Origin of the sequence: Chryseosolibacter histidinae, from assembly GCF_018598225.1 — a bacterium.
Taxonomy (GTDB): domain Bacteria; phylum Bacteroidota; class Bacteroidia; order Cytophagales; family Cyclobacteriaceae; genus Chryseosolibacter; species Chryseosolibacter histidini.
The window spans coordinates 39,935-65,271 of the sequence record NZ_JAHESF010000006.1; the positions used below are offsets into that span (position 1 = coordinate 39,935).

Annotated in this window: 24 protein-coding genes and 1 tRNA gene; 6 read left to right on the plus strand and 19 right to left on the minus strand. The window is 49.9% G+C overall.

Annotated features, from left to right (window positions below):
- Window positions 1–102 precede the first annotated feature (102 nt).
- On the minus strand, window positions 103–1,701 hold the full coding sequence (locus KK083_RS07795) for an OmpA family protein (protein WP_254162199.1): 1,599 nt from the start codon (window positions 1,699–1,701) through the stop codon (window positions 103–105).
- Window positions 1,702–1,754: 53 nt separating this feature from the next.
- Window positions 1,755–2,345 carry a DNA-3-methyladenine glycosylase gene (locus KK083_RS07800; protein WP_254162201.1) on the minus strand — a complete coding sequence of 197 codons (591 nt, stop codon included), beginning with the start codon at window positions 2,343–2,345 and terminating at the stop codon, window positions 1,755–1,757.
- A gap of 78 nt (window positions 2,346–2,423) precedes the next feature.
- On the opposite strand from KK083_RS07800, the gene KK083_RS07805 reads away from it, so the two are divergent.
- Together KK083_RS07805 and KK083_RS07810 are read left to right on the plus strand one after the other, a co-directional pair.
- Window positions 2,424–3,290 (plus strand): DUF2911 domain-containing protein, encoded by an 867-nt coding sequence (locus tag KK083_RS07805; protein WP_254162203.1) that lies wholly within the window; start codon window positions 2,424–2,426, stop codon window positions 3,288–3,290.
- Between the two features lie 312 nt (window positions 3,291–3,602).
- Window positions 3,603–4,943, plus strand: a complete 1,341-nt coding sequence (locus KK083_RS07810; RefSeq protein ID WP_254162205.1) for a homoserine dehydrogenase — start codon at window positions 3,603–3,605, stop codon at window positions 4,941–4,943.
- A 244-nt stretch (window positions 4,944–5,187) separates the two neighbouring features.
- Here the strand turns inward: KK083_RS07810 and ypfJ are convergent, their stop codons facing one another.
- The 4 genes from ypfJ to KK083_RS07830 form a co-directional block, all read right to left on the minus strand.
- A complete protein-coding gene (ypfJ, locus tag KK083_RS07815) occupies window positions 5,188–6,012 on the minus strand; it encodes a KPN_02809 family neutral zinc metallopeptidase (RefSeq protein WP_254162207.1) in 825 nt (274 codons plus the stop codon).
- A 103-nt stretch (window positions 6,013–6,115) separates the two neighbouring features.
- Window positions 6,116–6,835, minus strand: coding sequence for an SDR family oxidoreductase (locus KK083_RS07820; protein WP_254162209.1), 720 nt, complete (start codon window positions 6,833–6,835; stop codon window positions 6,116–6,118).
- Window positions 6,836–6,964: 129 nt separating this feature from the next.
- Complete coding sequence (locus tag KK083_RS07825) at window positions 6,965–7,705, minus strand: hypothetical protein (protein ID WP_254162210.1); 741 nt, start codon at window positions 7,703–7,705, stop codon at window positions 6,965–6,967.
- A gap of 238 nt (window positions 7,706–7,943) precedes the next feature.
- The gene (locus tag KK083_RS07830; RefSeq protein WP_254162212.1) at window positions 7,944–8,375 is read right to left on the minus strand and encodes a nuclear transport factor 2 family protein; all 432 of its coding nucleotides are present in this window, start codon (window positions 8,373–8,375) and stop codon (window positions 7,944–7,946) included.
- Between the two features lie 77 nt (window positions 8,376–8,452).
- Here KK083_RS07830 and KK083_RS07835 point away from each other — a divergent pair, with 77 nt between their 5' ends.
- Window positions 8,453–9,676: a M20/M25/M40 family metallo-hydrolase gene (locus KK083_RS07835; protein ID WP_254162214.1), complete on the plus strand. Its 1,224-nt coding sequence runs from the start codon at window positions 8,453–8,455 to the stop codon at window positions 9,674–9,676.
- 164 nt (window positions 9,677–9,840) lie between these two features.
- On the opposite strand, the gene KK083_RS07840 is transcribed toward KK083_RS07835, so the two are convergent.
- Both KK083_RS07840 and KK083_RS07845 read right to left on the minus strand, forming a co-directional pair.
- Window positions 9,841–10,062 carry a hypothetical protein gene (locus tag KK083_RS07840; RefSeq protein WP_254162216.1) on the minus strand — a complete coding sequence of 74 codons (222 nt, stop codon included), beginning with the start codon at window positions 10,060–10,062 and terminating at the stop codon, window positions 9,841–9,843.
- 11 nt (window positions 10,063–10,073) lie between these two features.
- Window positions 10,074–11,540 carry a baeRF7 domain-containing protein gene (locus KK083_RS07845; protein WP_254162217.1) on the minus strand — a complete coding sequence of 489 codons (1,467 nt, stop codon included), beginning with the start codon at window positions 11,538–11,540 and terminating at the stop codon, window positions 10,074–10,076.
- A gap of 246 nt (window positions 11,541–11,786) precedes the next feature.
- Between KK083_RS07845 and KK083_RS07850 the strand changes: the two genes are divergently transcribed.
- A complete protein-coding gene (locus KK083_RS07850; RefSeq protein ID WP_254162219.1) occupies window positions 11,787–12,005 on the plus strand; it encodes a hypothetical protein in 219 nt (72 codons plus the stop codon).
- 52 nt (window positions 12,006–12,057) lie between these two features.
- Here the strand turns inward: KK083_RS07850 and KK083_RS07855 are convergent, their stop codons facing one another.
- From KK083_RS07855 to KK083_RS07875, 6 genes are all read right to left on the minus strand, one after another.
- Window positions 12,058–12,525, minus strand: a complete 468-nt coding sequence (locus KK083_RS07855) for a DUF6232 family protein (RefSeq protein WP_254162221.1) — start codon at window positions 12,523–12,525, stop codon at window positions 12,058–12,060.
- Window positions 12,526–12,685: 160 nt separating this feature from the next.
- Window positions 12,686–14,383: a sodium:solute symporter family protein gene (locus KK083_RS07860; RefSeq protein ID WP_254162223.1), complete on the minus strand. Its 1,698-nt coding sequence runs from the start codon at window positions 14,381–14,383 to the stop codon at window positions 12,686–12,688.
- Window positions 14,380–14,502, minus strand: coding sequence for a hypothetical protein (locus tag KK083_RS32485; RefSeq protein WP_262899472.1), 123 nt, complete (start codon window positions 14,500–14,502; stop codon window positions 14,380–14,382). The genes KK083_RS07860 and KK083_RS32485 overlap by 4 nt, the downstream gene beginning before the upstream one ends.
- A 33-nt stretch (window positions 14,503–14,535) precedes the next feature.
- A complete protein-coding gene (locus tag KK083_RS07865) occupies window positions 14,536–17,046 on the minus strand; it encodes a PIG-L family deacetylase (RefSeq protein ID WP_254162225.1) in 2,511 nt (836 codons plus the stop codon).
- Window positions 17,047–17,139: 93 nt separating this feature from the next.
- Entirely contained in the window at window positions 17,140–17,604 is a 465-nt protein-coding gene (locus tag KK083_RS07870; RefSeq protein WP_254162227.1) for a hypothetical protein, read from the minus strand.
- A gap of 109 nt (window positions 17,605–17,713) precedes the next feature.
- A complete protein-coding gene (locus tag KK083_RS07875) occupies window positions 17,714–19,021 on the minus strand; it encodes an acetylxylan esterase (RefSeq protein WP_254162229.1) in 1,308 nt (435 codons plus the stop codon).
- A gap of 259 nt (window positions 19,022–19,280) precedes the next feature.
- On the opposite strand from KK083_RS07875, the gene KK083_RS07880 reads away from it, so the two are divergent.
- Together KK083_RS07880 and KK083_RS07885 are read left to right on the plus strand one after the other, a co-directional pair.
- Window positions 19,281–19,353 (plus strand) — tRNA-Thr (locus KK083_RS07880).
- A 217-nt stretch (window positions 19,354–19,570) separates the two neighbouring features.
- On the plus strand, window positions 19,571–20,323 hold the full coding sequence (locus KK083_RS07885) for a DUF4199 family protein (protein WP_254162231.1): 753 nt from the start codon (window positions 19,571–19,573) through the stop codon (window positions 20,321–20,323).
- A 63-nt stretch (window positions 20,324–20,386) separates the two neighbouring features.
- Here the strand turns inward: KK083_RS07885 and KK083_RS07890 are convergent, their stop codons facing one another.
- From KK083_RS07890 to KK083_RS07910, 5 genes are read right to left on the minus strand one after another with little or no spacing between them, the layout of a single operon-like run.
- A complete protein-coding gene (locus KK083_RS07890; RefSeq protein ID WP_254162233.1) occupies window positions 20,387–21,961 on the minus strand; it encodes a DUF4230 domain-containing protein in 1,575 nt (524 codons plus the stop codon).
- 22 nt (window positions 21,962–21,983) lie between these two features.
- Window positions 21,984–22,586, minus strand: coding sequence for a DUF4230 domain-containing protein (locus KK083_RS07895; RefSeq protein WP_254162235.1), 603 nt, complete (start codon window positions 22,584–22,586; stop codon window positions 21,984–21,986).
- Window positions 22,586–23,482, minus strand: a complete 897-nt coding sequence (locus KK083_RS07900) for a hypothetical protein (protein WP_254162237.1) — start codon at window positions 23,480–23,482, stop codon at window positions 22,586–22,588. Before KK083_RS07900 ends, KK083_RS07895 begins: the two co-directional genes overlap by 1 nt.
- A gap of 5 nt (window positions 23,483–23,487) precedes the next feature.
- Window positions 23,488–24,351, minus strand: a complete 864-nt coding sequence (locus KK083_RS07905; protein ID WP_254162239.1) for a DUF5675 family protein — start codon at window positions 24,349–24,351, stop codon at window positions 23,488–23,490.
- A gap of 2 nt (window positions 24,352–24,353) precedes the next feature.
- Entirely contained in the window at window positions 24,354–25,181 is an 828-nt protein-coding gene (locus tag KK083_RS07910; RefSeq protein WP_254162241.1) for an N-acetylmuramoyl-L-alanine amidase, read from the minus strand.
- Between the last annotated feature and the right edge of the window lie 156 nt (window positions 25,182–25,337).

Genomic DNA, 25,337 nt, shown 5'->3' on the forward strand with positions numbered 1-25,337 from the left:
TTACTTCGATTCGTTGAAGCGCTTTGGAAATCCGGTCCACCGCTCTCGAAATTCAACGCTGTCTCTAAACCGGTAACAGGCAATTGGCAACCGGTAACCATTTCAAAACTTTTTAATCGTAAACTCCACCCTCCTATTCATCTTGCGCGATTGTTCCGTGTCGTTGCTGGCGATGGGTTTGGTACCGCCGTAGCCTTTACCGGAAATGCGTTTGGGATCCACTCCTTTTGACACGAGGTACTCTTTCACTTTGTTAACACGCTGCTGCGAAAGTTTGATGTTGTCGGTATGGATGCCGCGGTTATCCGTGTGGCCTGCCAGCTCGATCCGCACGTTGGGGTTTGATTGCAAAAAGGTCACCACCAGGTCGAGCTCCCGGTACGATTCCGGAAGGATGTCTGACTTTGTCTGGGCGAACAGCACATTCTTGAGGTTTACCGTGGTGCCTATTTCCACGGGTTGCAGCGTGAAGTTCATCTCCAGCTCGCGCATCTCGTAGGCGTTGATGTCGAGGTTCTCCATGGTGCTGATGAATCCTTGTGCTTCGATGGTCACATTGTACTGCTGCGCTGCTGGCACCAGGATGTTGTATCCTTCTGCCGATGAGGTTGCTGTCACAGGCAACGCGGGACCTGCGAAGGCGATGGTTGCCTGGATGGGCTCGCCGGTTTTCGAATTGGTGACCTTGCCATAAACCTTTACCGATTTGTCAAGGTTATCCGGCAGCGGGGCAGCGGTGGCTGTATCTGGTTTCATTTCCACCAGCGTCACCGTGGTGTCTTCGGGCAGGGAAGCCAGTGGCACCGTATCCTTTTTCACGGGGTTGCTGGTCCGGTAGAGCATCAGATTGCCATAGCCATTGCTGTTGTGGGTGCTGGTGAACATGGCGGTACCATCATCTTCAGGGGTGAGCTTGAAATACAGCTCACGGCCTTCCGAGTTCACACCCGGTCCCAGGTTCACGGGTGCAGACCAGTTTGTCCATGTGTCGTCGAGGCGTGTGGCGGAGTAAACATCGAAGCTGCCGTTGCCTTTCCTCCCATTGCTTGAGAAGTAAAGTGTTTTCAGGTCGGCGCTGATGCTCGGGCTGAGCTCCTGGAACTGGGTGTTGATCACGGGGCCCAGATTCTTTGGCTCAGACCATTTGCCATTGGTTTTGAGACTCACATAAAGGTCGTCAACGCCATGGGTACCGTAAGTCTCTGCCGAAAAAACAAAAACGGAGCCATCGGGCGAGACCGTGCCGCATGACATGCTCGACTTGTTCTGGAAATATGTAATGGACACATTCACGGGCCGCGACCACGTATCACCCTCCCGCGTAGCGATGGATATGCCCTGTGACCTGGCGGTGTTGCCGGAAGGATCATAATGGCCGTGGAGAAACAGCTGCTCGCCGTCGGCTGAAATACCGGCCACGGCATTATAGGCGCGGTCGTTCAGCAGGCGCCCGCCATGAACGGGTGCCGACCACTGATTGCCCGTCCACTGGGAGATCCAGATATCGCCCGGGTCCTTTTTACCACCGATGTTATCGGGGTGATTGCCGATGGTAAAGAACAGGGTTCTGCCGTCAGGACTGATCGTGGGGTTTTGCTCGTCGTAGGGGGAATTAACCAGCTGAAAAGAATTATCGGGTGATGGCTGCGCGGCCAGGAGCTCGCAAGCCAGTACAAGCGCCGGTATGAACAATAAACGCATTGACAACAATTAACTTATAAATATAACTCAACTCCTCGTCTGCCAGGCGGAGATCACCGGCTCACCCAGCGGTTTCCTTTTACAGTGAAACGCCAGGGAAGTTGTGCATCTTCGCCCGCATAGTCGATCCCGATCCTGGGACTTGCTTCAATATCTTTCTTTGCAATCTTTTTGCCAAGATCTTCGATCCAAACTTCGTCTTCCAGCAAGGATTTTCCATTGAAGCTTCGGTCAATGCCCAGGGCCCTGGATAATTTGCCCGGGCCGGAGGTAAGATGATAAGGATTGGCCAGCCTGCCCCTTCTCAGCTTCATTTCTTCAACGCCTGTGAGCGGCTCCAGGGCACGGATCAGCACGGCGTCTGCGGTGCCTGTTACATTGGTAACAACGTTAAAAAGATAGTGGATGCCATAACACAGGTAGACATAGGTAAGGCTTCCTTTTTCAAACATCACAGCATTGCGGTTGGTCTTGCGTGCCCCATAGGCGTGCGAGCCCCGCTCCTTCCAGGAATACGCTTCCGTCTCCACGATGATACCTCCCGTGACCACCCCATCCAGGTTCGTAAAAAGGCCCTTTCCAAGCAGATTTCGGGCAATCTTAACTACATCCTTTCCCTGGTAAAAATCCTCATTTAACTTCATGCACTCGATTTCTGTTCTCAAAAGATTTTATAAATTTGACGCCTCATTCAATAAACGAACTAACAAATAAATTCCACCATGAAAAAATCTTTGCTGATTGTTGTGTTGGCCGTCATGTGCCTGGTTGCTGAAGCACAAGTGCAGACACCTTCCGCCAGTCCTGCTGGCTCAGTATCTAGCACGATAGGATTGACCGATGTGAAAATCGACTATTTCAGGCCGCGTTTGAAAGGAAGAAAGATCTTCGGTGCCAAGGATGTTATGTATCCGCACGGAACGATCTGGAGAACCGGCGCAAACAGCGGTACCAAGATCAGCTTCTCTGACGATGTAAAAGTTGAAGGCATCGCTGTGCCCAAAGGCGAATACCTGATCTTCACCTGGCCTGGTGCTACGGAGTGGACAGTATCCCTCTATAAAGACCTTAAGCTGGGTGGCAATACCAATGCCTATGACAAAACCCAGGAAGCTGCTAACTTCAAGGTAAAGTCTGAAAAGCTCGCCAAGAAAGTTGAGACCTTCACCATCAGCATCGACGATATCGCTGCCGACAACAAGAGCGGTGTGGTAAGGCTGATGTGGGAAAACACGGCTGTACCCTTTACGATTTCTGCCGAGTACGATGCCAAAGTAATGGCGTCTATCGAAGCCAATACAAAAGCAGACGCCGGTACAAAAGTTAACCCTAATAATTATTTCCAGGCTGCTGTTTATTATCTTGAGAACGGCAAAGACCTGAAGAAAGCATTGGAGTGGGTGAACCTGGCACTGGAAAGCAACCCTACTGCCTTCTGGATGCTGCACCAAAAAGCCAAGATCCAGAAAGCACTGGGCGATAAGAAAGGTGCAAGCGAGACGGCCACAGCATCATTGAATGCCGCCAAAGAAGCTAAGAACAAGGACTACCAAACCATGAACGAAGACCTTATTAAATCGCTCAAATAATAACACTTCCTTAACCTAAACTAAAAGCCATCCTGAGCAATCAGGGTGGTTTTTTAATTTTTACAGCTGCTTACATTTTTCCACACTCCACCCGCTCCCCCGGAAGGAGTGCCGGTAATGCCTTTCGCGGTTACGCCCGCTTCCCTCCTGAATTGGCCTTTTTTTGTATTCATCTTCCGGTTTTGCAGGCTCGTCGCTGTAAAAAACCATTTATCGCCGAAAGCAGGCATGAATTTTTTACGCTCCACAATTGAAAACGGCTATATCTTTTTCTAACCCACTTTTGATAACCCAAAACCTGAATCCGCATTTATGAATCAAATGATGAATCTGAAACAAAGGCTCATGTCGCTCGACAAAGACATCAGGGTGGCCGTGATCGGCATTGGCTCGATGGGAAAAGGCCTTGTTTACCAGATCCACGCAACGCCGGGCATGAGTCCCGTGGCCATTGCCGATATTCACATCAAACGTGCCATTGACTGCGCCCGGTGGCTGCAACTTGAATATGATATTGTAGATACGGTTGCTGACCTGAACTACGCCATCCAGCGCGGCAGGCTTGCCATCACTGACAACGGAGAGCTGCTGGCTTCCAGTAACCTGGTGCATGTAATGATCGAATCTTCAAACGCTGTGCTGCAGGGAGCTGTACACGCCATGAGGGCCATCAGCAACCATCAGCATGTGGTGATGATGAACTTCGAAGCAGACCTGATGTATGGTCCGCTCCTGCTTCGTGCTGCCCAGGACGAAGGTGTGGTGTATACCTGTGCCGATGGCGATAAACCGACCGCGATAAAAAAACTGGTTGACGAGATCAAGCTTTGCGGCTTCGACCTTGTGATGGCTGGCAACATCAAGAATTTCCAGGACCGCTACTCCACTCCCGACAAGATCGCTTTTGAAGCCGACATGCGCGGCCTCGACCATAGCATGTGCTCTTACTTTGCCGATGGAACAAAGCTGTGCGTGGAAATGGCGGTGCTGGCCAATGCCATCAATGGAAGAACTGCCGTACCCGGTATGATCGGTCAGCGCGGCTGCAGCATTCACGATGTGTTCAAGCAGTATGACTTCGATAAGCTCTGGGATGGAAAACGTCCGCTTGTAGATTACATGCTGGGTGTCGAGCCCAAAGGTGGTGTCTTTGTCATCGGGCATACCAACGACAAGTTTCAGCAGGCCACGCTGGGTTGGTTCCCGCCCGACATCGGCCCCGGTCCCTACTACCTCTTCTATCGCCCCTATTACCTCGGTCATATCGAAGCCATGCAATGTGTGGCCGAAGCCTATCTCGAAAACACGGCCCGCCTTCAGCCCGCCCATGGCATGAAGACCAATGTGTTTGCTTACGCGAAACACGATCTGAAAAAAGGTGATGTGCTGGATGGCAAAGGTGGCAGCCACTGCTACGGCCTGATCGAGAACATGGAAGATAACATGAGCAGCCCTGGCTTACCGGTGCTGATCTCCAACAACCTGAAGCTGAAACGCGACATCGCCAAAGATGAACGCATTCGCCTGGAGGATGTTGAATATGACCCGAACGAGAAATCGTTCAGCCTCTACTTTGAAGCCTGCGGGATCTATGCGCCCGAAAATATAAAAAGACAGGAACCCGCTATCGATGTGACCTATCAGTTCGTGTAGTTGGGTAGACGTGAGATATGAGATTGGAGATATGAGATAATAACACTTCCTTTCCCCGAGTCGAGTCCTGGCACAATTCACTTCATGTGGGTTGTGCCTTTTTCTTTGGTTGCCAGTTACCGGTTTCCGGGTGGCCGGTTAAGAATCGCTACGCCACACTTTTTGGTGCGCCTCAAGTGATGAAGAAAACAATAAGTATTTATGCACTGTACGAAACCGGTAACTGGCAACCGGTAACCGGTAACTATTGCAGTTCTGCAAAAGTATCCCCCTGCTTCACATCGCCTGTTTCAAATCCTTTTTTGAACCAGTGCATGCGTTGTTCGGAGGTTCCGTGAGTGAAGGCATCGGGAACTACGTATCCCTGCGATTGCATTTGCAGGCGGTCGTCGCCGATCGCGTTGGCGGCCGTGAGCGCTTCTTCGATATCTCCTGGTTCCAGGATGTTGTTCATTTGCTGCGCGTGATGCGCCCAGACGCCGGCATAAAAATCGGCCTGAAGCTCGAGCGCTACGGAGAGCCTGTTGGCTGCTTCTTCGCTCATGCGTTGCCTGGCTTCCTGTACTTTGCCGGAAGTGCCCAGCAGGTTCTGAACGTGATGGCCTACTTCATGGGCTACCACATAAGCCATGGCAAAATCACCTGATGCACCGAAGCGACTGCCCAGCTCGTCATAGAAGCTGAGGTCGATATATACCGATTTATCGAGCGGGCAATAGAAAGGGCCTGTTGCTGCGTTTGCAAAACCACACCCGGACTGGTCGCTGCCGGAGAACAGCACCAGCGTCGGTTCCTGATAAGGGCCTCCGAACTTTTCGGAGAAGAGCTTGTTCCAGACGTCTTCCGTATCCTTTAAAACAACAGAAACAAATTTTGCCTGCTCGTCTTCGGCTGCAGAGGTTTGCCTCGGAGCATTCTCAACATTGAGTGTCTCGAGCGGATTGTTGCCAAACAACAAGCTGAGGATGATCACGATGATACCTCCCACGCCACCGCCCAATGCGATCTTGCCTCCCATTCCCCTGCGGTCCTGAACGTTGCCGCTACCCTGCCTTCCGATCCAGCGCATAAAATCAGTTTAGGGCAAGAAGTCAAAATGTTGTGCCAACCTCACCCTAAGTCCCTTTCCTTATAGGAGAGGGACTTTATTCCTTCTCCTCCCAGGAGAAGGGCTAGGGATGAGGTGGCAAGCTCGGACGAACTTCGATTTTGCTCGGCAACGTTCTGGGATTCATCTTCAGCAGGTCTACCACTATCTGACCAAGATCTTCCGGCTGGATCTTCCAGGCGTCTTCGGGCGATGGCTGGTTGTTGTTGAAATGTGTGGCAACCGAACCAGGCATAATGGTGGTGACTTTGATACCGTGATTTCTCAGGTCGAGCATGATCGCTTGTGTGAAGCCCACCAGCCCGAACTTGCTGGCGTTGTAGGCAGAGCCTCCTGCAAAGAAATTCGTTCCCGCCAGGCTCGCCATGGTAATGATATAACCTTTTGACTTTTTCAGCGCCGGCAGGCATGCCTTCACACTATGAAAAACGCCGGTAAGGTTTGTGTCGATGGTCTCGTTCCAGTCGGCGGTGGTCAGCGTTTCAATGGAGCCGAAGTATCCCAGGCCGGCGTTGGCGATGAGCACATCCACACTACCCCATTTGCTTACTACGAGGTCTGCCGCTTTTTGCTGCGCTTCGCCGTTGCGTACATCAGCTGCTATGCCGAGCGCTTCTCCTTTTCCGGTTTTGCTCAGCAGCGCCACGGCCTGGTCTGCTGCCTGTTGTGACCGGCTGGTGATGGCCACCCGCATACCCTGTTGCATCAGCGCTTCTGCAACGCCAAAGCCTATGCCCTTGCTCCCACCGGTGATCAGGGCAACTTTATTTTTCAGTTCCTGCATAAGTCAAAATGATTTAATTCAACGAATATATCTCATTCTCTTCAAAAGCGGCGGGTGATCGAACGGTAAAAAAACAAACCCGGCCCTGCATTCACAGGGCCGGGTTTATAAAATGATCTTCCAGATCGCTTACAGGTTCTTGGCAGACTTTTTCACGATCTTTCCAAGCTTGCCCTTCAGCTCTTCGAACAGAACTTCAGTAGCGTCTTCGCACAAAGGCTGGATCTTCTTCGGGTCCATTACAGGTATCCCGGCCACGGCAGCCACTTTGCCTTTTGATTTTCCGTATTCCCTGATCCTGAATACCTTGTCACACTTCTTGTCGTACATGAACATGTTCAGGTAAGCGGTGATACCGGCGCCCAGGCCCATGAGACGTGATTCGAACTCATAGTCCATGGTAACGAACAACGTACCGTCTGCTGTAGGGAACATCTTCAGGAAGTTACACTGATCGCGGTTCTCTTCTTTCACAAAACCCGGGTTGTCACCGTAGGCGTAGATAAGATCTTTAGCGGTTACATACTGGATGCCCGCCATCTTGTTGAATCCTTTTGTGGTGTCCACGAGGAATTTCGAATGGTAGTTCTTGTATTCTTCGTTGCTGATGATCTCGTTGTTGTCCATCAGCTGGAAAGGAAAATCCTTCGCAAAGTCATTCACAAAACGCTCATACGATTTGTCAACAAGGGGCTTCAGGTTGAAGCTTGGATCATTGATGAGTGACTCTGCTGCTGTTCCGAGACCGGTACCGCCGATCTTCTTATCGCTGTAGAATGTTACCAGCGCGATCTTCTTCTGAGCGAAAACAGTACACGAGAGAAGCATGAGCATGGCGCACGCTGCAACTTTAACGTTGAGTTTTTTCATTAGTTTAATTGGTGTTAGTAAGGTTTGTGCGTCAAAGAAACTAAAAAACAACGAGCCCCAACGGAACAGCTGATGTTTTGGCACAAATTGATGACCCGGTAACGTACAGTTAACCCGAATAAGGCCTTTGTAGTTAAAAAGGAGTAAGAAACGAGTTGTAAGAGAATGTACGATTTACGATCTGCAATTTACGATGAGGTGCACAAAGCTGAGATCGTAAATCTGAAATCGTAGATCGCTACTGGTTCTTAACGGCCTGTCTTGCCACCAGTTTCCATTTACCTTTGTCCTTCTGCCATACGAGCAGAACACTGAGGTTAGGATTGCCAGGTTTGCCATTGTCGGAGGTCTCTGCCACGAGCCGGTGTCTGACGATGGCGACATTATTGTTGATCTTGATGGTTTGGTCGCTGAGGGTGATGGTCTTGAAATCGGATTCTCCGCTGAGCAACCTTCCGATGAAGCCCGCCTTGTCTTCTACCATCCCGCTGGAGTGCCCATAGCTGAGCGCATCGCTGGTAAGGTCTTTCAGGGAGCTTTCAGACGCGTCGATCATGGCCTTACGCAGGCTTTCAACGGCTGCGGCAACTTCTTTTTCATCCTGCGATTGCGCCAGGGAAGTGTGATTCAATACGGAAAGAGACATTATGATGAGGAGTATTGTTTTCATATCGCGATTATTTCTCCTAAATATAATTAATCGACGAATACAATCGCGTATTATCTTGCGGTACTTTACTACGCTTCATGAAACCAACAATACACTTCTTTTTATTGCTGACCATCCTGGGGTATGGGTGTCAGGCACAGGAATTCGAGGCACCTTCCATCACAGGTCATATCAAAACGCTGGCGGATGACTCGTTCCAGGGACGGGGCACCGGTACCGCGGGCGAAAAGGCAGCCGCGGACTATGTCATGGCAGCCTTCCGTAAGCTCGGCCTGCAACCCAAGGGCGATAATGGCACGTATCTTCAGTCCTTTCCCTTCAGGGGCGGCGCGCACGGCGAAGGCGAGGCCGGAACTGCGGCGAACATTGTAGGCTACCTCGATAACAAAGCATCGACTACGGTGATCATCGGCGCGCACTATGACCACCTGGGAACGGATGGCCAACAGAGCTCGCTGGATGCAAATCCCCAGAACAAGATCCACAACGGAGCCGATGACAATGCCTCCGGTGTGGCGGGTGTGATCGAGCTGGCCCGTTATTTCACGTCCAACGGTAAAAAAGAACGTAACAATTTTCTCTTCCTGTGCTTTTCAGGTGAAGAGCTCGGACTGCTCGGGTCAAAGTATTTTGCAGACCACGCGCCTGTCGATCTGTCTACAATCAATTACATGATCAACATGGATATGATCGGCAGGCTCGATCCGCAGACAAAAACCGTAACAGTGCATGGAACCGGAACAAGTCCGGTATGGGAGCCGTTGCTGAAGAAGCTCGAAACCGATAACCTGAAGATCAAAACCGATTCTTCCGGTACCGGACCTTCAGATCACACTTCGTTCTATCTTAAGAACCTGCCTGTGCTCCATTTCTTCACCGGTGCGCACAGCGATTATCACAAGCCCTCCGACGATTGGGAGAAGATCAATGCCGCTGGTGAGGTTGAAGTGCTGAAGCTCATTGCCAACATCGTGAACAGCCTCGACAAAGAACCAAAGCTTACTTTTCTCAAAACCAAAAGCAGGATGCAGGCAGGACGTTCTGCGTTCAAGGTTACCCTCGGCATCATGCCAAGTTATACCGGTGACGTAGAAGGCCTGAAGGTTGATGGTGTTACAGAAGGACGCCCCGGAGACAAAGCGGGAATGAAGACCGGCGATGTGATCATTCAACTGGGCGATCATCCAATCAAAGATATTCAGCAATACATGGACGCCCTCGGAAAATTTGAAAAAGGGCAAACCGTTCCCGCGAAGGTAAAACGCGATGGGAAGGTTTTGGAGTTGGAGGTGATATTCTGAGAAATAATTGACAGTTGACAATGAGGCAGTTGACAACGGTTGGAGAATCATTCGCCTTCGTGCTGTCGATTCGGAAAGTCTGGTAACTCCGGATCTTCGATCGTAGCCGGCATCTTGATTTAGACTCCAAACATTGTCAACTGCTCCCGATACTATCGGGATAGTCAACTGTCAACTGAATAACGCAGGTGTGGCCTGAAACTATACACCTCACGGTCGAGCCGGTCCATTACTTTCAGATACAAAACCTCGGCATCGTCGCGCTCGATGGTTATTCCAATACTATTGGTATTGATGTTGTCTATGACGATGTCGTTGTAACGTCTCAGCTTTTCCAGAATGTCGTCTTCCTCACCAGGTTCGAAATATATTCTGTAATTTTCCATATAGGTAAAATTTAGATCTCGTAACGCATCAGCGCAGCGATCTTGCTGTCGGCAGGCATCTCATCTTTGGGCAGCACATGCACTTCACCCGCACTCAATATTGTTTTGATCACCGCCTTGTCGAGCAAACATTCGTCGCCCTCCTGTTGTGTTTCATGAAGCGTAAGCTTGTTGTTCATTTCATCGAATGTGCCCCAGATGTGCTCATCCTTTTGTACGAACAGGTGCCACACTCTCTTGTAATGGGCTGCGGGGATCACATCGGCAGGAACGGATGAGGTCAGCGCTGTTGCCGAGCTGTTGCCATACGCTTCCAGTGCCTTCTGGTGCCGTTCTTTGAAATAAGGCTCCATCTTTTTTCGTGCAGTCTGATAAAGCGTGTTGATATCTTCGTGCTCATGGCTTCCGGTGATGGCATCGTCCCAGATAGGCTTGTATTGCGCTACCGATCGGTAGATGGGGATCAGGTACTCCACACCGGCGAGCAACAACGGAACGTTCTCACGATTCAGCACCGCTTTCCACAAGGTCTCATCTACTTCATCGAAGTACATGGCGAGGTTTGCTTTGTCGTCAGGTTTGCCGGAGCCCATACCGTGGTAGTTGGCACCGCTGCCCGCCCCCGATGTATCTGTGCGCCAGAGCTTCTGGTCGTCTTTTTCCTCAAAGTGTACTACGTCATCCACACCGTTTGGCATTTCATCTATGATAAGCTGCACCATCCCAAAGGCGTTCGCCCGGTAGAACTTCGCCTGTTTTTTACTGAGCACCAGCAGATAGAAGTAATCACTGTTGATCATCACCGGGATGAGCGGACTCAGAAAGAAGGAAGTGTTGATAAGGATCTCTTCTTTGGGTGTCATTGGCATTTTCATGTATTTGAATACACCATCGGAAATAAACACTGCCAATCCCGGTGACATAGAAAGCCAGAAGGTATCGTTGCGCAGCAAATCATATCCTGGCTTCAGCATTTTATCGATCACAGGCTGTTCGATATTTTTCTGCTTTAGCATAGCGCCGAGTTGCTGAAGCAAAGATTTGAACGCCGTATTATCCATTTGCTCATTCACTTCAACTCCTGCCGCGTGTGTAGACATGAATGCAGACACACAGCAGGCCGACTGGTATGATGCCAGTTCTGCGAAAGCTTCTTTGGTCAGTACAGATGGTATCTCTTCTGCCGCTGAAACAGTATCGGCAACGCTGGTCTTCGTTAGCGTTTCTCTTTTTGCCCTTGTATTCTTAATGCTGCTTCGGTCCTGCTGCCGCTCCTCACGTTTGTCGGTGTTCCTGTTCCGGTGACGGACCCGTAGATTCGGAGCTGGTTCCTCTTCACCAATTGTATATTTGTCTACGAGATTGATATTTTCTTCATAAGCGCTGGAGCTTATATCTTTTAACCCGCTGGCCTCGGCTTTGGAGCCCGATGGTTTTCCCTTGCGGGGATGAAATTTCCCTTCTCTGTCTTTTCCCATAACCATTTCATTTTTAATCACCCAGGAAAATTACTGTACCGTGAACAGCAGCCATATCGCATACAGAAACCAGGCAGCGGTATATCGTGTAACAGCAAAAGGATTCAAACCTATTACGCATTTCAAACACTTCAGCAGGCATGGATTTTTAAGCAGGTATAGCATTATGTGAGATCATTTTACATAACTAATTGATCTACTGTTGATTAAGTCGTACAATCCAAACGCCTCTTAAGGTCCGGAATCATGAAAAAAACAGTACAGGCATTAGCGATTCCATTGGTTGCCCTGGCAATGATCGGTGCGGATTTTCGCAGGGAGGAACCCAAAGCTGCCGCTCCCGTGGTCAGCAAAAGGCCGTGCTATGGCTATGTGATCATCGAATTTGGTAAAGGCATCGACTGCAATGGCGACACGGTAAAACTTGTAAAAGTAAACGGTGGCCAGGAGCGCGTGGAAGAATAAAAAAACCTCCGGTGCTCAAATCAGAGTCCGGAGGCCCATTTAAAAAAACAAACTATTTTTTGGAGATCACCACCGGCGTGCTGGTATGACCCAGGTCGAAGGCGCTGTGCAACGCATCCACTATCTGCGCGATGTATTCACGGCGTGTGCTCACCACTGCATTCTTCTCACCTTCTGCTGTACCGATCCGCACCGCATACCGCTCTTTGCTGAAGCTCAGCGCCAGGATGCCGATCAGGAACAATCCCGCGCCAATCCACATGGCCAATGTATTAGCGCTGAGCGGTCCTTCGTCTGTAGCTATATTCATATTCTGCGGCAGCATGTTCAAATATCCACCAACGGCTGCCAGGATGCCGATCAGCACCAGTAATATCCCCGGCCACCGGTCAGGCCTGATCGTCCATAAACATAACTTGGTAATGCCGTTCAACCGATACGACGTATTTTTTACCTTGAGCGTGGAATCTGTTACCACTACGTCACGTCCGTCTGTGTAGATCACTTTATCAGGTGTCATAACTATTGCATTTTTGGTCCTTGTTTCTCTTCTTAAAAAACGAGGGCCAAAAACAATTGGTTAGGCATCCGGCTTTAACAGTCGATAACTGACGGATCCAAGGCATAACCGGTGGGCGGCCATAATGATAACAGCCGGTAATGGCCGGTACAACGTGAAATTATTTCTGCGAGGACTGCCTGGGAAGCAACAGTTGCATCACCGCTGAAATAACGATTACGCCCGCACAGCCGATAAAATTGTACAGCAGGTAAGCGGTATCTGTAAAAAAGTGGCAATACAGTACGATGAACTCAGAAAAGATGGCCGCCACAAATACCGCAGTGCCACCGATGCGGCGAAAATAGAACGCCGTAAGAAAGATCCCGAGTATGGTGCCGTAGAAGAGCGACCCTACAATATTTACAAATTGGATCAGGTTCTCCGCGAACGAGGCCAGCATGGCAAACAGCATGGCGAGCAACGCCCACACTACCGTAAAACCACGGGTAGCGCCCAGCAGATTTTCCGGCGCTACGTTGGGCCGTATGAGTCGTTTATAAAGATCGATGCTGGTAGTGGAAGCGAGCGCGTTCAGCTCACTGGCCATAGACGACATGGCGGCAGAGAACATCACCGCCAGCAACAACCCGATGATACCGTGCGGCAGGTTGTTGAGCACAAAGTTGAGGAAGATATAATCCCTGTCCTGCGTTTTAGCGCCGGGCAACGCAATACCTATTGTATTTTTTACAGAATCTCTCAGGGCGGTTTCTTGTGTCTGCAGTGCTTTGATCTGCTCGCTTGACGACTCGATCAGGTTGTGATCTTTCTTTTCGATAGCATTTACAAGATCATCAACCACGTGGCGCTTTTCAGCGTACAGCTTATCGTACGCCGTTTCCAGTGTTCTGATCGTTTGCCCCTGCTCTGTTTGCAATGCCCGTTCCTTCAGCACCTCGTTGTGAAAAACGGGAGGCTGATTGAAAAGATAAAAAACATACACCAGCACACCGATGAAGAGTATGATAAACTGCATGGGGATCTTCAGCAGGCCGTTGAACATGAGTCCCAGCCTGCTCTCCGCCACGGAGCTGCCACCGAGATACCGGGCCACCTGCGACTGATCTGTTCCAAAATAAGAGAGGAAGAGAAAAGTACCAGCCAAGAGTCCTGACCAGATGTTATAGCGGTCGCTGGGATCGAACTCAAGGTTCACCAGGTTGAGCTTGCCCATCTCTCCCGCGATCTGAACCGTTTCATTGAACGATACATGGTCAGGAAGCAGGTTCAGCGCCAGGATGCCCGCCAGGATCATGCCACTCATGATCACCGCCATCTGCTGGCGTTGTGTAAGGCTTACAGCTTTTGTTCCGCCAGAGACCACGTAAATGATCACCAGCGTGCCGATCATCACCGTAGTAAGCGATATGGGCCATCGCAGAATGGTAGATAACACAAGGGCTGGTGCAAACAATGTGATGCCTGCAGAAAGTCCACGGAGGATCAGGAACAAGATCGCGGCAAGCGCCCGGGTCTTCACATCGAAACGTGTTTCGAGGTATTCGTAGGCTGTATATACTTTCAGCTTGTAATAGATGGGCACCATCGTCACGGAGATGATCACCATGGCCAGCGGCAACCCGAAATAGAACTGCAGGAAACGCATGCCGTCTTCAATGGCCTGCCCCGGTGTGGAGAGAAAAGTTACTGCACTGGCCTGCGTAGCCATGATCGATACGCCGATCATCCACCACTTCATGGTATTGTCACCGCGGATATATCCGTCAACCGTAGAGGTCTTTCGTGTCTTCCAGGTTCCGTACAGCACAATGAACGCTATTGTACCGAACAGTACAAGCCAGTCGAGATAATTCATGCAAAAGACCGGGTTAGCCAGTAATACAACAACATCTGGATCACCAGCACACCCAGCACCAGCGTGTACCAGCTGCGCCATGAAGCGAATACCGGAGGTTTGTCTTCAGAAGTACTCATGGTGGAATAAGTAGGTTGTCGGGAGTAGTATGTTTACCTGGCTTTGTTTTTTGCCTTAGGGCTCTCCGGTTTTTTATGTTGGCCCAGGGAGACAAGGTTGGCAAACAGCTTATAGGCGCCGCTCACACCTTCCGGAAGCTCGCGGAAGAATGACAGTCCCGTATAGACATAATATCCCTGGCCGTATTTTGCCACCAGCAGACTTCCGTCTTTGGGTGTTTCACCTTTGTCATTCATGGAAAGGATCGCTTCGAAAGCCGGATCCCACTGGTTCGGAAAATACAGTCCACGCTCCTGGATCCATCCCTCAAAATCTTTGGCGGTGATCTTGTTCGGCGTGTTGAGCACGTCATGGCCAGGTTTCAGAATTCTAACGGCTGAGTTCTCTTCGGTAACACGATCGCGACTCAGTTTCAGCGGAAAGGGAGAGAATTGATCTTTACCAAAATCAGCATTGATATTATACTGCATCACCAGGGTGCCGCCGTCATGAACATAGGCCAGCAGATCGTCCATGAAATAACGGATGCGTTTATTGGTATTCAGGGCTCTTACGCCCAGCACAACCGCGTCGGTTTTTTTAAGGTTGAAAGGTGTTACTTCTTCATCCTTCATTTCCCACACTTCATACCCCATGTTCTTCAGGGCAGCGGGTACTTCATCGCCAGCGCCTCTGATGTATCCTACCAACCGGCCTTCTTTTTTGATGTCGAGCCGCACCGCAGCCACTTCAGATTTCGGCATCAGCGTTTGCACAGGAATGTGATCATAGCTGATGAGCTGCAGCGCCTGGCTCAGCTTTTTGCCATTGACATGGGCCACCGCTGTGATCGTGCCTGCGGATTCTGACGAAGAAGGAAAAACCGAAAACGTTTTGCTTTGCTCTTCATCCCGGCGCGCAAGCTCAAAGTTAATGGAGGCCGGCTCCGACCGCCATCCCTTTGGCAGCTCCAGTGACAAGACGCCTTTCAACGGCTTCTCGCTCGACGATTTGATCACAACAGTGAGGTCTTTGGGTTGTGCGCTGTTGAAAATGATCACCTTTTCCGTTTGGTTCAGAAATACAGGTGGCACGATCTCGAATGGCCGCCATAATTCACCCTTCACGGGATCGACCCATTTGTAGATCAACGGTTTTTTAATGACGAGCGGCTCTCCTGCAACACTGATGTTGAACGTGAAATCAACAGCCGGAGGATTCTCAGGCAGGCCGATATACTCTTTTTTGGTCACGTTATACAAACCTACATCGTGCGATTCCGCCAGCCAGTAAGGACCGGAATATGACAATGATGTGTTCAATGAAGGCACACTCCTGATCTGGATCCCTTTGTTGCTTGCAAGCTCAGCAGAATAGACAGTGTCCCACTGAAGGGCCGGCGCCTGAATATTCAACAGCCTGATATCCGCCGAAGAGCGGTTCACAACTTCAATATAAGTTTTGATCTGTTCACCAGGTGATGCCTGGTAGTGTGAGCCTGTAACTTCGATGAAGAGCCCGAGGCAATCCTGGATCAGTTGTTCCGTTTCTGCGAGCTTGCGTTTCTTCCAGACGCCATCAGCCAGTGTGTTGATCTCTTTTCTGATCTGAAACAGCTGCGGAACGATGGCGGCGGGATCTTCTTCACGGAAGTCGCGGATCGCTTTGTCTACGAGAGGCTGGATCCGCTCGCCGCCTTTCACACGCGCCCATGAGGTAGCAACACCTTCGAATATATCTTTGTCTGCCTTCTCACCTTTCATGAACTCGAAGAACTCGGGTTGGTAGCCGCGTTCACCTCTCCTGCCCCATCCCTGGCTTTTGTGCTGGCTGCTGCTCAGGGCCGAGATCTCGGAGTACGATTTTCCCAGCAGGCGGTTGTAGCCGCCAACATCGAACGAAATAACGCCCGGGCTATTTTCATTGATCTCTTTGTTCCACCAGCGTCCCGTGTTGGTATAGAGACGTTTTGCCTGCCATGTGCCCGTTTCACTGACCTGCGCCGGAAATACATCGGCTTTGGCGGCAGCATCGAACGCTTCACCTGCCAGCACAGCAGAGGCCGTGTGATGGCCGTGGCCTGCACGCTCGTCGGGCGGGAAACGTGTGATGATCACATCAGGTTGATACTGGCGGAATACTTTCACTACATCTTCCAGCACTTTGTCTTTGCCCCACACCTGAAAGGCTTCGTCGGCCGATTTTGAGAACCCAAAGTCTATGGCCCGGGTGAAGAATTGTTGTCCGCCGTCGATCCTCCGGGCTGCGAGCAATTCCTGTGTGCGGATCACGCCCAGCAGCTCGCCGATCTCCGCGCCGATCAGGTTCTGACCACCGTCGCCACGCGTCAGCGAAAGATACGCGGTGGTGGCAAGCCTGTCGTTTGCCAGGTAAGTGATCACTTTTGTATTCTCGTCGTCAGGATGGGCCGCCACGTAGAGCACAGAACCCAGAAAGTTCAGTTTCTTCAGTTTGAGCCTGATCTGCGCGGCGCCAGGTTGTTGCGACGGTTGCGCATGCAAGAGTATGGGGAAGAGCAAAAACGCCCACAGCAATTTTTTCATCCGATTGCAATTTGACCTCAATTTTAAGGCTTATCGGGCACAATTACACTTCAGAATGCTTATTTAACAAATATTAACATGTGAGCGGCAAAATCAGAACCTACCCCGTTTTTCGCCATTGACGAAGAAACTTCCGTCTTTGTCTACGTTGATCAGAATGCGGCTGACCTCACTTTTTTGGGGGGATAAGAAGGTGATCACATACTCATGGGCGGTAACCCGGTCTTTGACATCGGCCGTGAACCCGAGATCGAGGGGAACAACAATACCTTCTTCTATCTTTTTGTTGAATGGCTTCGAATCAAGATTGTTGGTCACACGGATGCGCGATTCATCGTTGAGCTTCAGCATTTTTACCTGAAGCACAAGATAAGGCAACATATCATTTGACGTGCGCCTGTCATGCTCTGCCCGGGTCTCACTGAGGTTCACCACCGAGCGCTCGGGGCTGGGACGCTGCTTGAACTTGTAATCGAGCTTGATCTCAAATTCTTCTTTAGGCTTGAAAGGAAGATCCTGAAAGAAGAACATGAACAGTATAAATGAAAGAAACTTCATACAGCTGAAGTTAGGGAATTTTCAGCAATTTTCCAGTTGTTTCCCGCAGATCTCGCGGATGCACGCAGAAATAGAAATCAGTTTATCTGCGAAATCTGCGGGAACTGTATTACTGCGCTTTCGACTGAAGTTTGCTCACGATCCAGTCGTTGAATTTATCCCGCTGTTCAGGATAGGTCCAGTGCCCGGTTTCCAGTGCCAGGAACAATTCCTTCGGTGCGTTGATCACGTTGTAAGAAGCATACATGGATGTAGGCGGACAGGTCTCATCGTTGAAGCCCCACGAATAAAATCCGGGCACCTTGATCAGCCTGGCAAAGTTGACAACATCATAATATTTCACGGTCTCGAGCTTCTCCTTGGTATTGTGATGGCGCAGGTTTACTTTATCGAACAGGTGCGGCCAGCCCCCTGCCCTTCCGTTGAGGTATCCTGTTACATCACTTAACGCCGGGTAAAAAGCAGCGAGGTATTTCACCCTCGGATCGAGCGCTGCCGTAACGATCGACAATGCGCCACCCTGGCTTCCGCCGGCCACCCCAAGATTAGTGCCATCGTATTGCGGCAGGCTGGTGAGAAAATCATTCGCGCGCACGCAGCCGAGATAAACCCTCCTGTAATAGTAACGCTCACGGCTGTCGAGGTTGAAGCTGAAGTATTGATACAAAGAACCCTGGTAAAGATCTGCGTACACGCCCGGGTCCATCGTAACTGGAATACCATGGATGCCGATCTCCAGGGTGATGACGCCCCGTTCGGCGGTGGCCACATCACCGGCATACGGCCTCACACCTGCACCGGGAACCCTGAGCAGCGCCGGGTATTTGCCTTCCTTTTTAGGAACACAGAGGATGCCATAGAGCCGGGCACCCAGCTTGAAGTTCTGAAGGTTGACATGATATACGTTTACATTCTCCGTGCAGCGCTCCGGAAGCAGGGTCACTTTTGCATCCATTGGGATCTTGGCCGCGTCAGCTTTGGCTTTGTCCCAGAACCTGGTAAAGTCTGATGGATTTTCAACGGTAGGTGTAATGGACGCGGGATCAAAACCTGCTGTCGCCAGTCCGCGGTATTCTTTATTGTCAATTTTTGCGATCACCGTGCAGCGCAAAAAACCGGAGGCCTTCAACGTGCCGCCGTCGATGCTGAAAGTTCCGTTGGCCAGAACAGTAGAGTCCTTTTTTGTGGGCTCCATTTTTTCAGGCCCAACTTCGTAGACGATCTTGACATTCTTCAGGGGGGTGCCACTTTTGAGAACGGTGATTGAAAATTTAACTTTCTCTCCGGCCTTGTAGGTCCAGTTGTCATGGTCGGGTGCCACCACAACTTTGACGGACTGCTCCTGGGGTTGAGCGTGCAGTTGCACGGAGAGCATTAAAAGCAGAATGAGGAGTCTTAACGGGTAGATTTTTTTCATCATTGGTTACTTTACATTTAGGGTGTAAAATGTACCAAACGCCGGTTGAAGATCAAAGGGCGGTTATTATGAGACCGTTCCCGATAGCAAAATATTGCCCGTGCTTCCGTACCACTTTTTTGCACAGGGTACGATCTCAATTTTTCAGGCATTGAAAAACTAGCGCGGAGAAAAGGAATTTTTGCAGAATTATTTGCGCAGAAGCATTCTTACCTTATTTTTGCACCTCCAATTTAAACATTGGGCATAAGTTTAGGCCGCCTCCTTAGCTCAGCTGGTAGAGCAACTGACTTGTAATCAGTAGGTCGTTGGTTCGATTCCGACAGGGGGCTCATTAGAAGTTCATATTGAACGGGAAAAAACCCGCTTTTTGATAACAAGAAGCGGGTTTTTCGTTTTTATACCCTCCCCTGAATTTAGAAAGCGAACGGATGATCTTCCAGCAATTCTTACATCCATCAGATTCCCGTTACAGAGACATCCATCGCTAAACGGTAATAGCTCATCTTTAAAGAACACTATACCAACTCTTTACTTCAACATTACGTTATGAACAACATCGCAAAAGCCGTCTCCATCAAGTATGGCCTGCTCATCGCCGCCATGGGTATTGCAGTCAGCACCCTCACATATACCCTCGGGGGCGGAACCGTTTCCAACGCCGGAGGTTTTTTGGTGGCAGCAGTCACCGCTTTGACATGGCTCGTAAAGATCGTCCTGTTAGGAATGAGCCACTATGAATTCAACAAAAAGAACAACGGTTACATTTCTTTTAGACAAGCCATCGTCATCGGCCTTTTGGTCATAGCCATTTCCCACATTCTTAATCTTGCTTTCAGCCTTATCAGCTACCAGTTTTTTATGAAAGAGACGCTGGACCAGCAGTTGGAAAATGTGGGAGGTTATGGCGTATCGGTTTCTTATGTACAGATGGTTCTTGCCGCATCGATCTCGGGTATCCTGTTGGATATTGTAGTGCTCTTCTTTGTGATCACGATCGAAGCGCATTGGAAAATATATAAAAAGGCCGGCAAGGAAGGATGGGCCGCGCTCGTTCCGATCTACAGCACCGTTGTTATGCTCGACATCGTGGGAAAGCCCGCTATCTGGCTCTTGCTCTTATTTATACCATTCGTCAACATCATCTTTGCCATTTGGATGGTGAACCTCCTTGCAAAAAGATTCGGAAAGGATGAAGGATACACGGTAGGGCTATTGTTACTTCCCTTTGTGTTCTATCCGATGCTTGGATTAAGTGAGGAACAAATGCTTCCCGAAGATGGTGTGAACCTTCAATACTAACCCGAAGCCCGGTACATATCCTGGAAAAGCAAGATCATTACAGAAAGCAGGTAGGTTCTGAAATTATTGAACACCTGCTTTTTTTGTTTTTGCTGCCGACGTTTCTTTTCCAGCCGCGGATGGTGTCGATGCCGGGGTGACTACAGCCTCGGTCACTTCTTTTGTTGAGGACTTCAGCTTCTCCAGGTATGCACCCCACAACTTGCGTTTAATCGGTGTAAGATCAATACGAATCGCCGACGGCAACATTCCCTTGGAAGCAAGATTCACAGATAACCCTTTCACCGTGGTGGTATCCATGACAAAGTTTTCGAACTTGACTCCTTTATTTTTTTGATCCAGGTTACTGAAGATCCAGTACAGGCTGTCTCTCCGGTTCACGGTATCGGTAACCATTTTACGCTCAAATGTTTCTTTTTCAAGCCGGGTCAGCAGGCCGTCTTTTTGAAAGTCATGATACAATCCTTTTACCTCCAGGCTCAGGTAAACACTGTCGATGCTTTTATCGCGGAAGGTCTTTTTTGGATCTGCTGGAGCGAACCACCGGTATGTGCTATCGAGAAAGACCAGGGTTTCAAAAAGGTGGCTTTCAGAATAAAGATTTACCAGCGAGTCGGCCAACGTATAGGGAAGACGCCGCACTGGCAATGGTATTGAACTCTTTACGGATAACTGTTGCTGTACCTCCTGCCGGATCTCCTCGCTATAGGCCACCAGCGGATGACTGAAGATCTGAACCGTTACACGTTCATCCAGCAGCAGCGAGAAGAGATTGCTCAAGCTCTGCTCGGCGTTGGTTTTGGCTTGCCCGAGAATATCTGCCTTCATCGCATCTTCTACAAGCTTATCCAGGCACTCCTGTTTTACCTTTATCGATGTTGCAATGGCCTTGGGCCCTACGTCTACCTTTGAGCCCACATACAGGAACTCAAAACCTGGTATTTTTTTTTGAGGGATAAACCAGGGATTGATGGACTTGCGCAATACTTCAGGCTGATGCATGGTAAGCTGAATGATCTTTTTACTTTCTATGTAGCGCAGACTGTGCTCACCGATATTGCTCAGGTCTATTCCGGCTTTCACATATCCTCTTCCCAACAATACAAGATTTGACTTTCTCACTTTACGGTTGATCTCCTCGTCGGGATATTTCTCCTTCAGGAAGTTGTCAAGTATGGTGCTGTTCAAAAGTGACGCAGTGCTGGCTCCTTTATAGGCCTGCACCATGTCTTCCTCCGACAGGTTTTGATTTTTCTTAAAATACGCCGCCAACAGAATGTAGAGATCAGTGTTAATGAGATCGGGATTCTTTTCTTTGAATTTCCGGTAGAACTTGCCGTTTCTTTTGATGTCTTCCATTTCTTTTATGGCCGCAACAAATTCCTTTTCAAAGTTCACCAATTGCGTCTTGGTAGTGGTGCGCAGGTTTTTTCTGTCTTCGTTCTCAATTTCAACGGCGGACGCCAGCACTTCGCCATAATACTCCGCGGTGACCAATTCACCGATCTGTCTGAACTGCTCCAGTACCGTGGGCGTGTCCTTCATGGTCAGCTTCCTGCTGTTGAAGATATTCAGCGGATCGAAGAAGCTGAGCAGCAGAACACCCGCAACAACGAGCGCGGCTTGTATGAGGAACATGATCGTTTTTCCGAAAATCATATCATTGAAAATCTTCGTCCGTCAGCGGGATCGGTTGTATAAAATTTTCTGGTTTGGTTGGGCCGTAGGTGATGTATACTTCCTCGTAGCCAAGACTGTTGAGGATCTTTTCCAGCAGCAGCGTTGTGTTTTGTTCTGTCGTTTCGCGGATGCCCAGGTATGGAAGCTGCTCGCGGATCTGTGATTCGGCGCGCCGGTACAGCTCTTCGTGTTCTTTGATGTCGATCTTGGCGGCAAAAGCATCATGGGTGATGGTATAATCGATCTCGTACGATGAGAACGGATATTCAAAATTGATCACCTCCACCGCAGGAAGTTTTACGCTGATTCTGTTGCCTTCGATCACGATATCGTCTGCCTTGATCTTGGTAAGGTCTACGCCTGCCGTAACGGTAGCCTTTGTACGTGCGGCAAACTGAGCCTCGCCCAGCTTGATCACACCCAGGAACCGTCGTTGCTCCGAGGCGAAGATCATTTTCGATAAGGTGGCCTCGGTGGTGGCGAGTTTGCTCACAGCTTTGATCTTGCTGATAGCCAGGGTCTTCTGCTTTTCCCGGCAGCTCATCAAACAGACGATCAGCATACAAACAATGCAGGTTCTCATTATCCTTTTGACCCGGGTACGTGAAAGGAGCTTTGCATATTTTCCGGAGAAACAGCACCACTCTCATCTCCAGGCATTTCTGTATGCATGGGCAGTGCCGGTAGTGATGGTCTCGGCGTGGCAACCTGCGATGGCGTTGTCACCGGAATGGCAGCCGGCGATGAAGCGGAAGATGTGGATGTCTCGGCGGATTCAGTTTTTGAGCCACTCCCCTGCAGGATCTCCAGCGACTTGGTGCCGAAGTAAAAGGCTATCATCATGAGAAACGCTTTCTTGAAGAACTCAAAATTGTCGACTACCACGGCATTCGGCGGTACGGAGCTGCTCATGCTCAGGGCGGCGATCACAAAAGACAATCCGCTGATGAGCACCGTTAAGGCAATGGTGCCCCGGATGGTGCCAGGCGGGAGTCCCAGCGATTCACCGGCAAAAGGATTTTTCTCGGGTGGTCCTTCCGCTGCCACGGGATTATTAGCCCGGGCGTCTTCATACCTGTTCCAGTCGTCGTCTGTCCATCCGTAGTTGATGTTGTAAAAATATAACGCCCATGCATAGTACCCAATAAGTACCACCACCCAGCTCACGATCAGCGCCACAGCCATGTCGTAAAGAAAATTTTGATCGCTTACATAGTAGATCACGGCGCCATTAAAGAAGAGCAGGAACACAAAGCCGTAAGTTGAATACAGCAGCACGCCGAATTGGATCAGTCTGCTTTTTTCTTCCGGTGTGGAAGCTGCACCAAGACGTCTTCTGTACCACTTATGCAGGATGATAAACCCCAAAACCATGCTGAGGGATAAGATCATGGGTATTAACTTATCGATGATGGGTATCACCTTCTCTACTTCCAGTAAGAATTTATCGAGACTGGTCAGTTCTTTTTCAGTGTCCATAATACTCAGTTAGCTTTAAGGTTGGCGATCCAGTTTTCGTCTTTGATGGTGATGCGTACCCGCTGCCCCTGTGTGAGGGCGGCCGATAAGCGCAGGTATAATTTTTTGAAAGTCTCATTAGAATCTGAAACTTTGAACGCAGGCCCTTCTGCGCCGAGGGTATAAGCGTCGGAGACCAGCAAACACCCCTCCGTGTGTTTATGGTTACCGCCGGAGTGAATGTAGATCCCCACATATCCGGGCACATTTTGTAATTCAATGTGATTGGTAAACCAGTCGGGAAATCGTTCGCGGTATTTTTTAGTGAGATCTGTCAATGCCGGCTGAAACCGGATCTCATACGTGCCGGCCGGGATCCGGGTCTGACCTTTGATCTTTGTTTCATGGTAGGTATCCTCCAGCGTCATGGAGAAATACTTGTTGTCTACGAAGAGCATTCCCAGTGTGGTTTGCCCGTCGTCTACATAACGCAGCAACATCATCTGAAGGCCTGCAAAATCCTCTGCCTGCAAATTGCCTGCAGCCACAGCCGGGGCTGGTGGTGTGAAATTCATTGTTGAAGGTGATGGAGGCGGCGGAGGCGAAGGCGGTGAAGATGAAGCCGGAGCTGCGGGTACTACGGGCGCTGCGGGCGATCGCTGAAACCCGGAGACCGATGCACCTCCAGCCACCGCTGGCGTCTGAGGTCCATCATTCGCAGTAACCAGTCCTTTCACCCAGTTTGCCGCCGAGCGGAAGCCCTTTACCACCAGTCCGGCCAATCCAACAAGGTAGATCCAGAAATCCTGACCGAACGTGGTATTATTCAGGATCATGATGATGATGAAAGTCACCAGGCCGATAAAGATCAATAATATGATGCGGTTCATAACTATCGTACATAAGCCTTGTTCACCCAGCCTTCTATCTCTGTTTTAACCTTATACCATCCGTTCTTTTCGTCTACAATGGTAACTTTTTGCCCCTGGGCCAGCGGCGATGACACAAGGCGGGCGTGCACACTGGCGTCTTCGCGGATATTCAGCTTGTCAGTGATCACTTCGCCTTCCTGCGGAGCCACCTCCAGGCTTTCACCGCTCTGACGGTTTTGCGTGAGCAGCTGCTCGCGGAATTTGTCCAGCGGAAACGCAGGACCTGGATCCACCTTTCGGCCTACGGAGATCTCTTCATGTCCGAGTATTGATTTGATGGCGTATTTGGCCATGATGGCGCGGCAGACAACCTCACAGGCTTCTATCTGCAGTTGTGTGAACGTATGCCAGTAACGGGGTTGATTTTCGTTACGGTGAATGTCATAGATCGCTTCGTTCTCCGGGTACCGGCCACCAAACCAACTGAGGTATTCATTGCCTGCCTTGGTCAACGGACCTGCATTGTCAAGCTCGATGCCGATGGAGTATTCATTCCAGTTATTGCGGCCTCCGTAGCTGCTCACGCCGGCATGCCATGTGATGGTGTCCAGCGGTGCCAGTTGATATACGGTGCCCTCTCTGCCGATAACGATGTGCGCGGAAGCTTTTACAGAAGGATCGGCAAGATATTTGGCCGATGATTGTCCGCTGCGGCCCGCCGTGAAGTGAATGATAATTGAATCAGGGAAGTTTGCGGCGAACTTGCTTTTGTTCTTGGCGGCAAGGTAATCTCTTTTCACAACTGGTTCGCCTTCGAGCCAGTGCTCATTGTTCACGGAATAATTCATGGTCAGGTTAGCTTAGGGGTCAGTAAACGAACAAAGCCCATCCATTCCGACAAGTTTCTACTTGCCTCGAATGGATGGGCTTCCTTGGTTACTAAAGTAGAACTTAATTTTGGAATTGCAAAAGCTTCCGTGAACTTACCCTGTAATTATGTACGA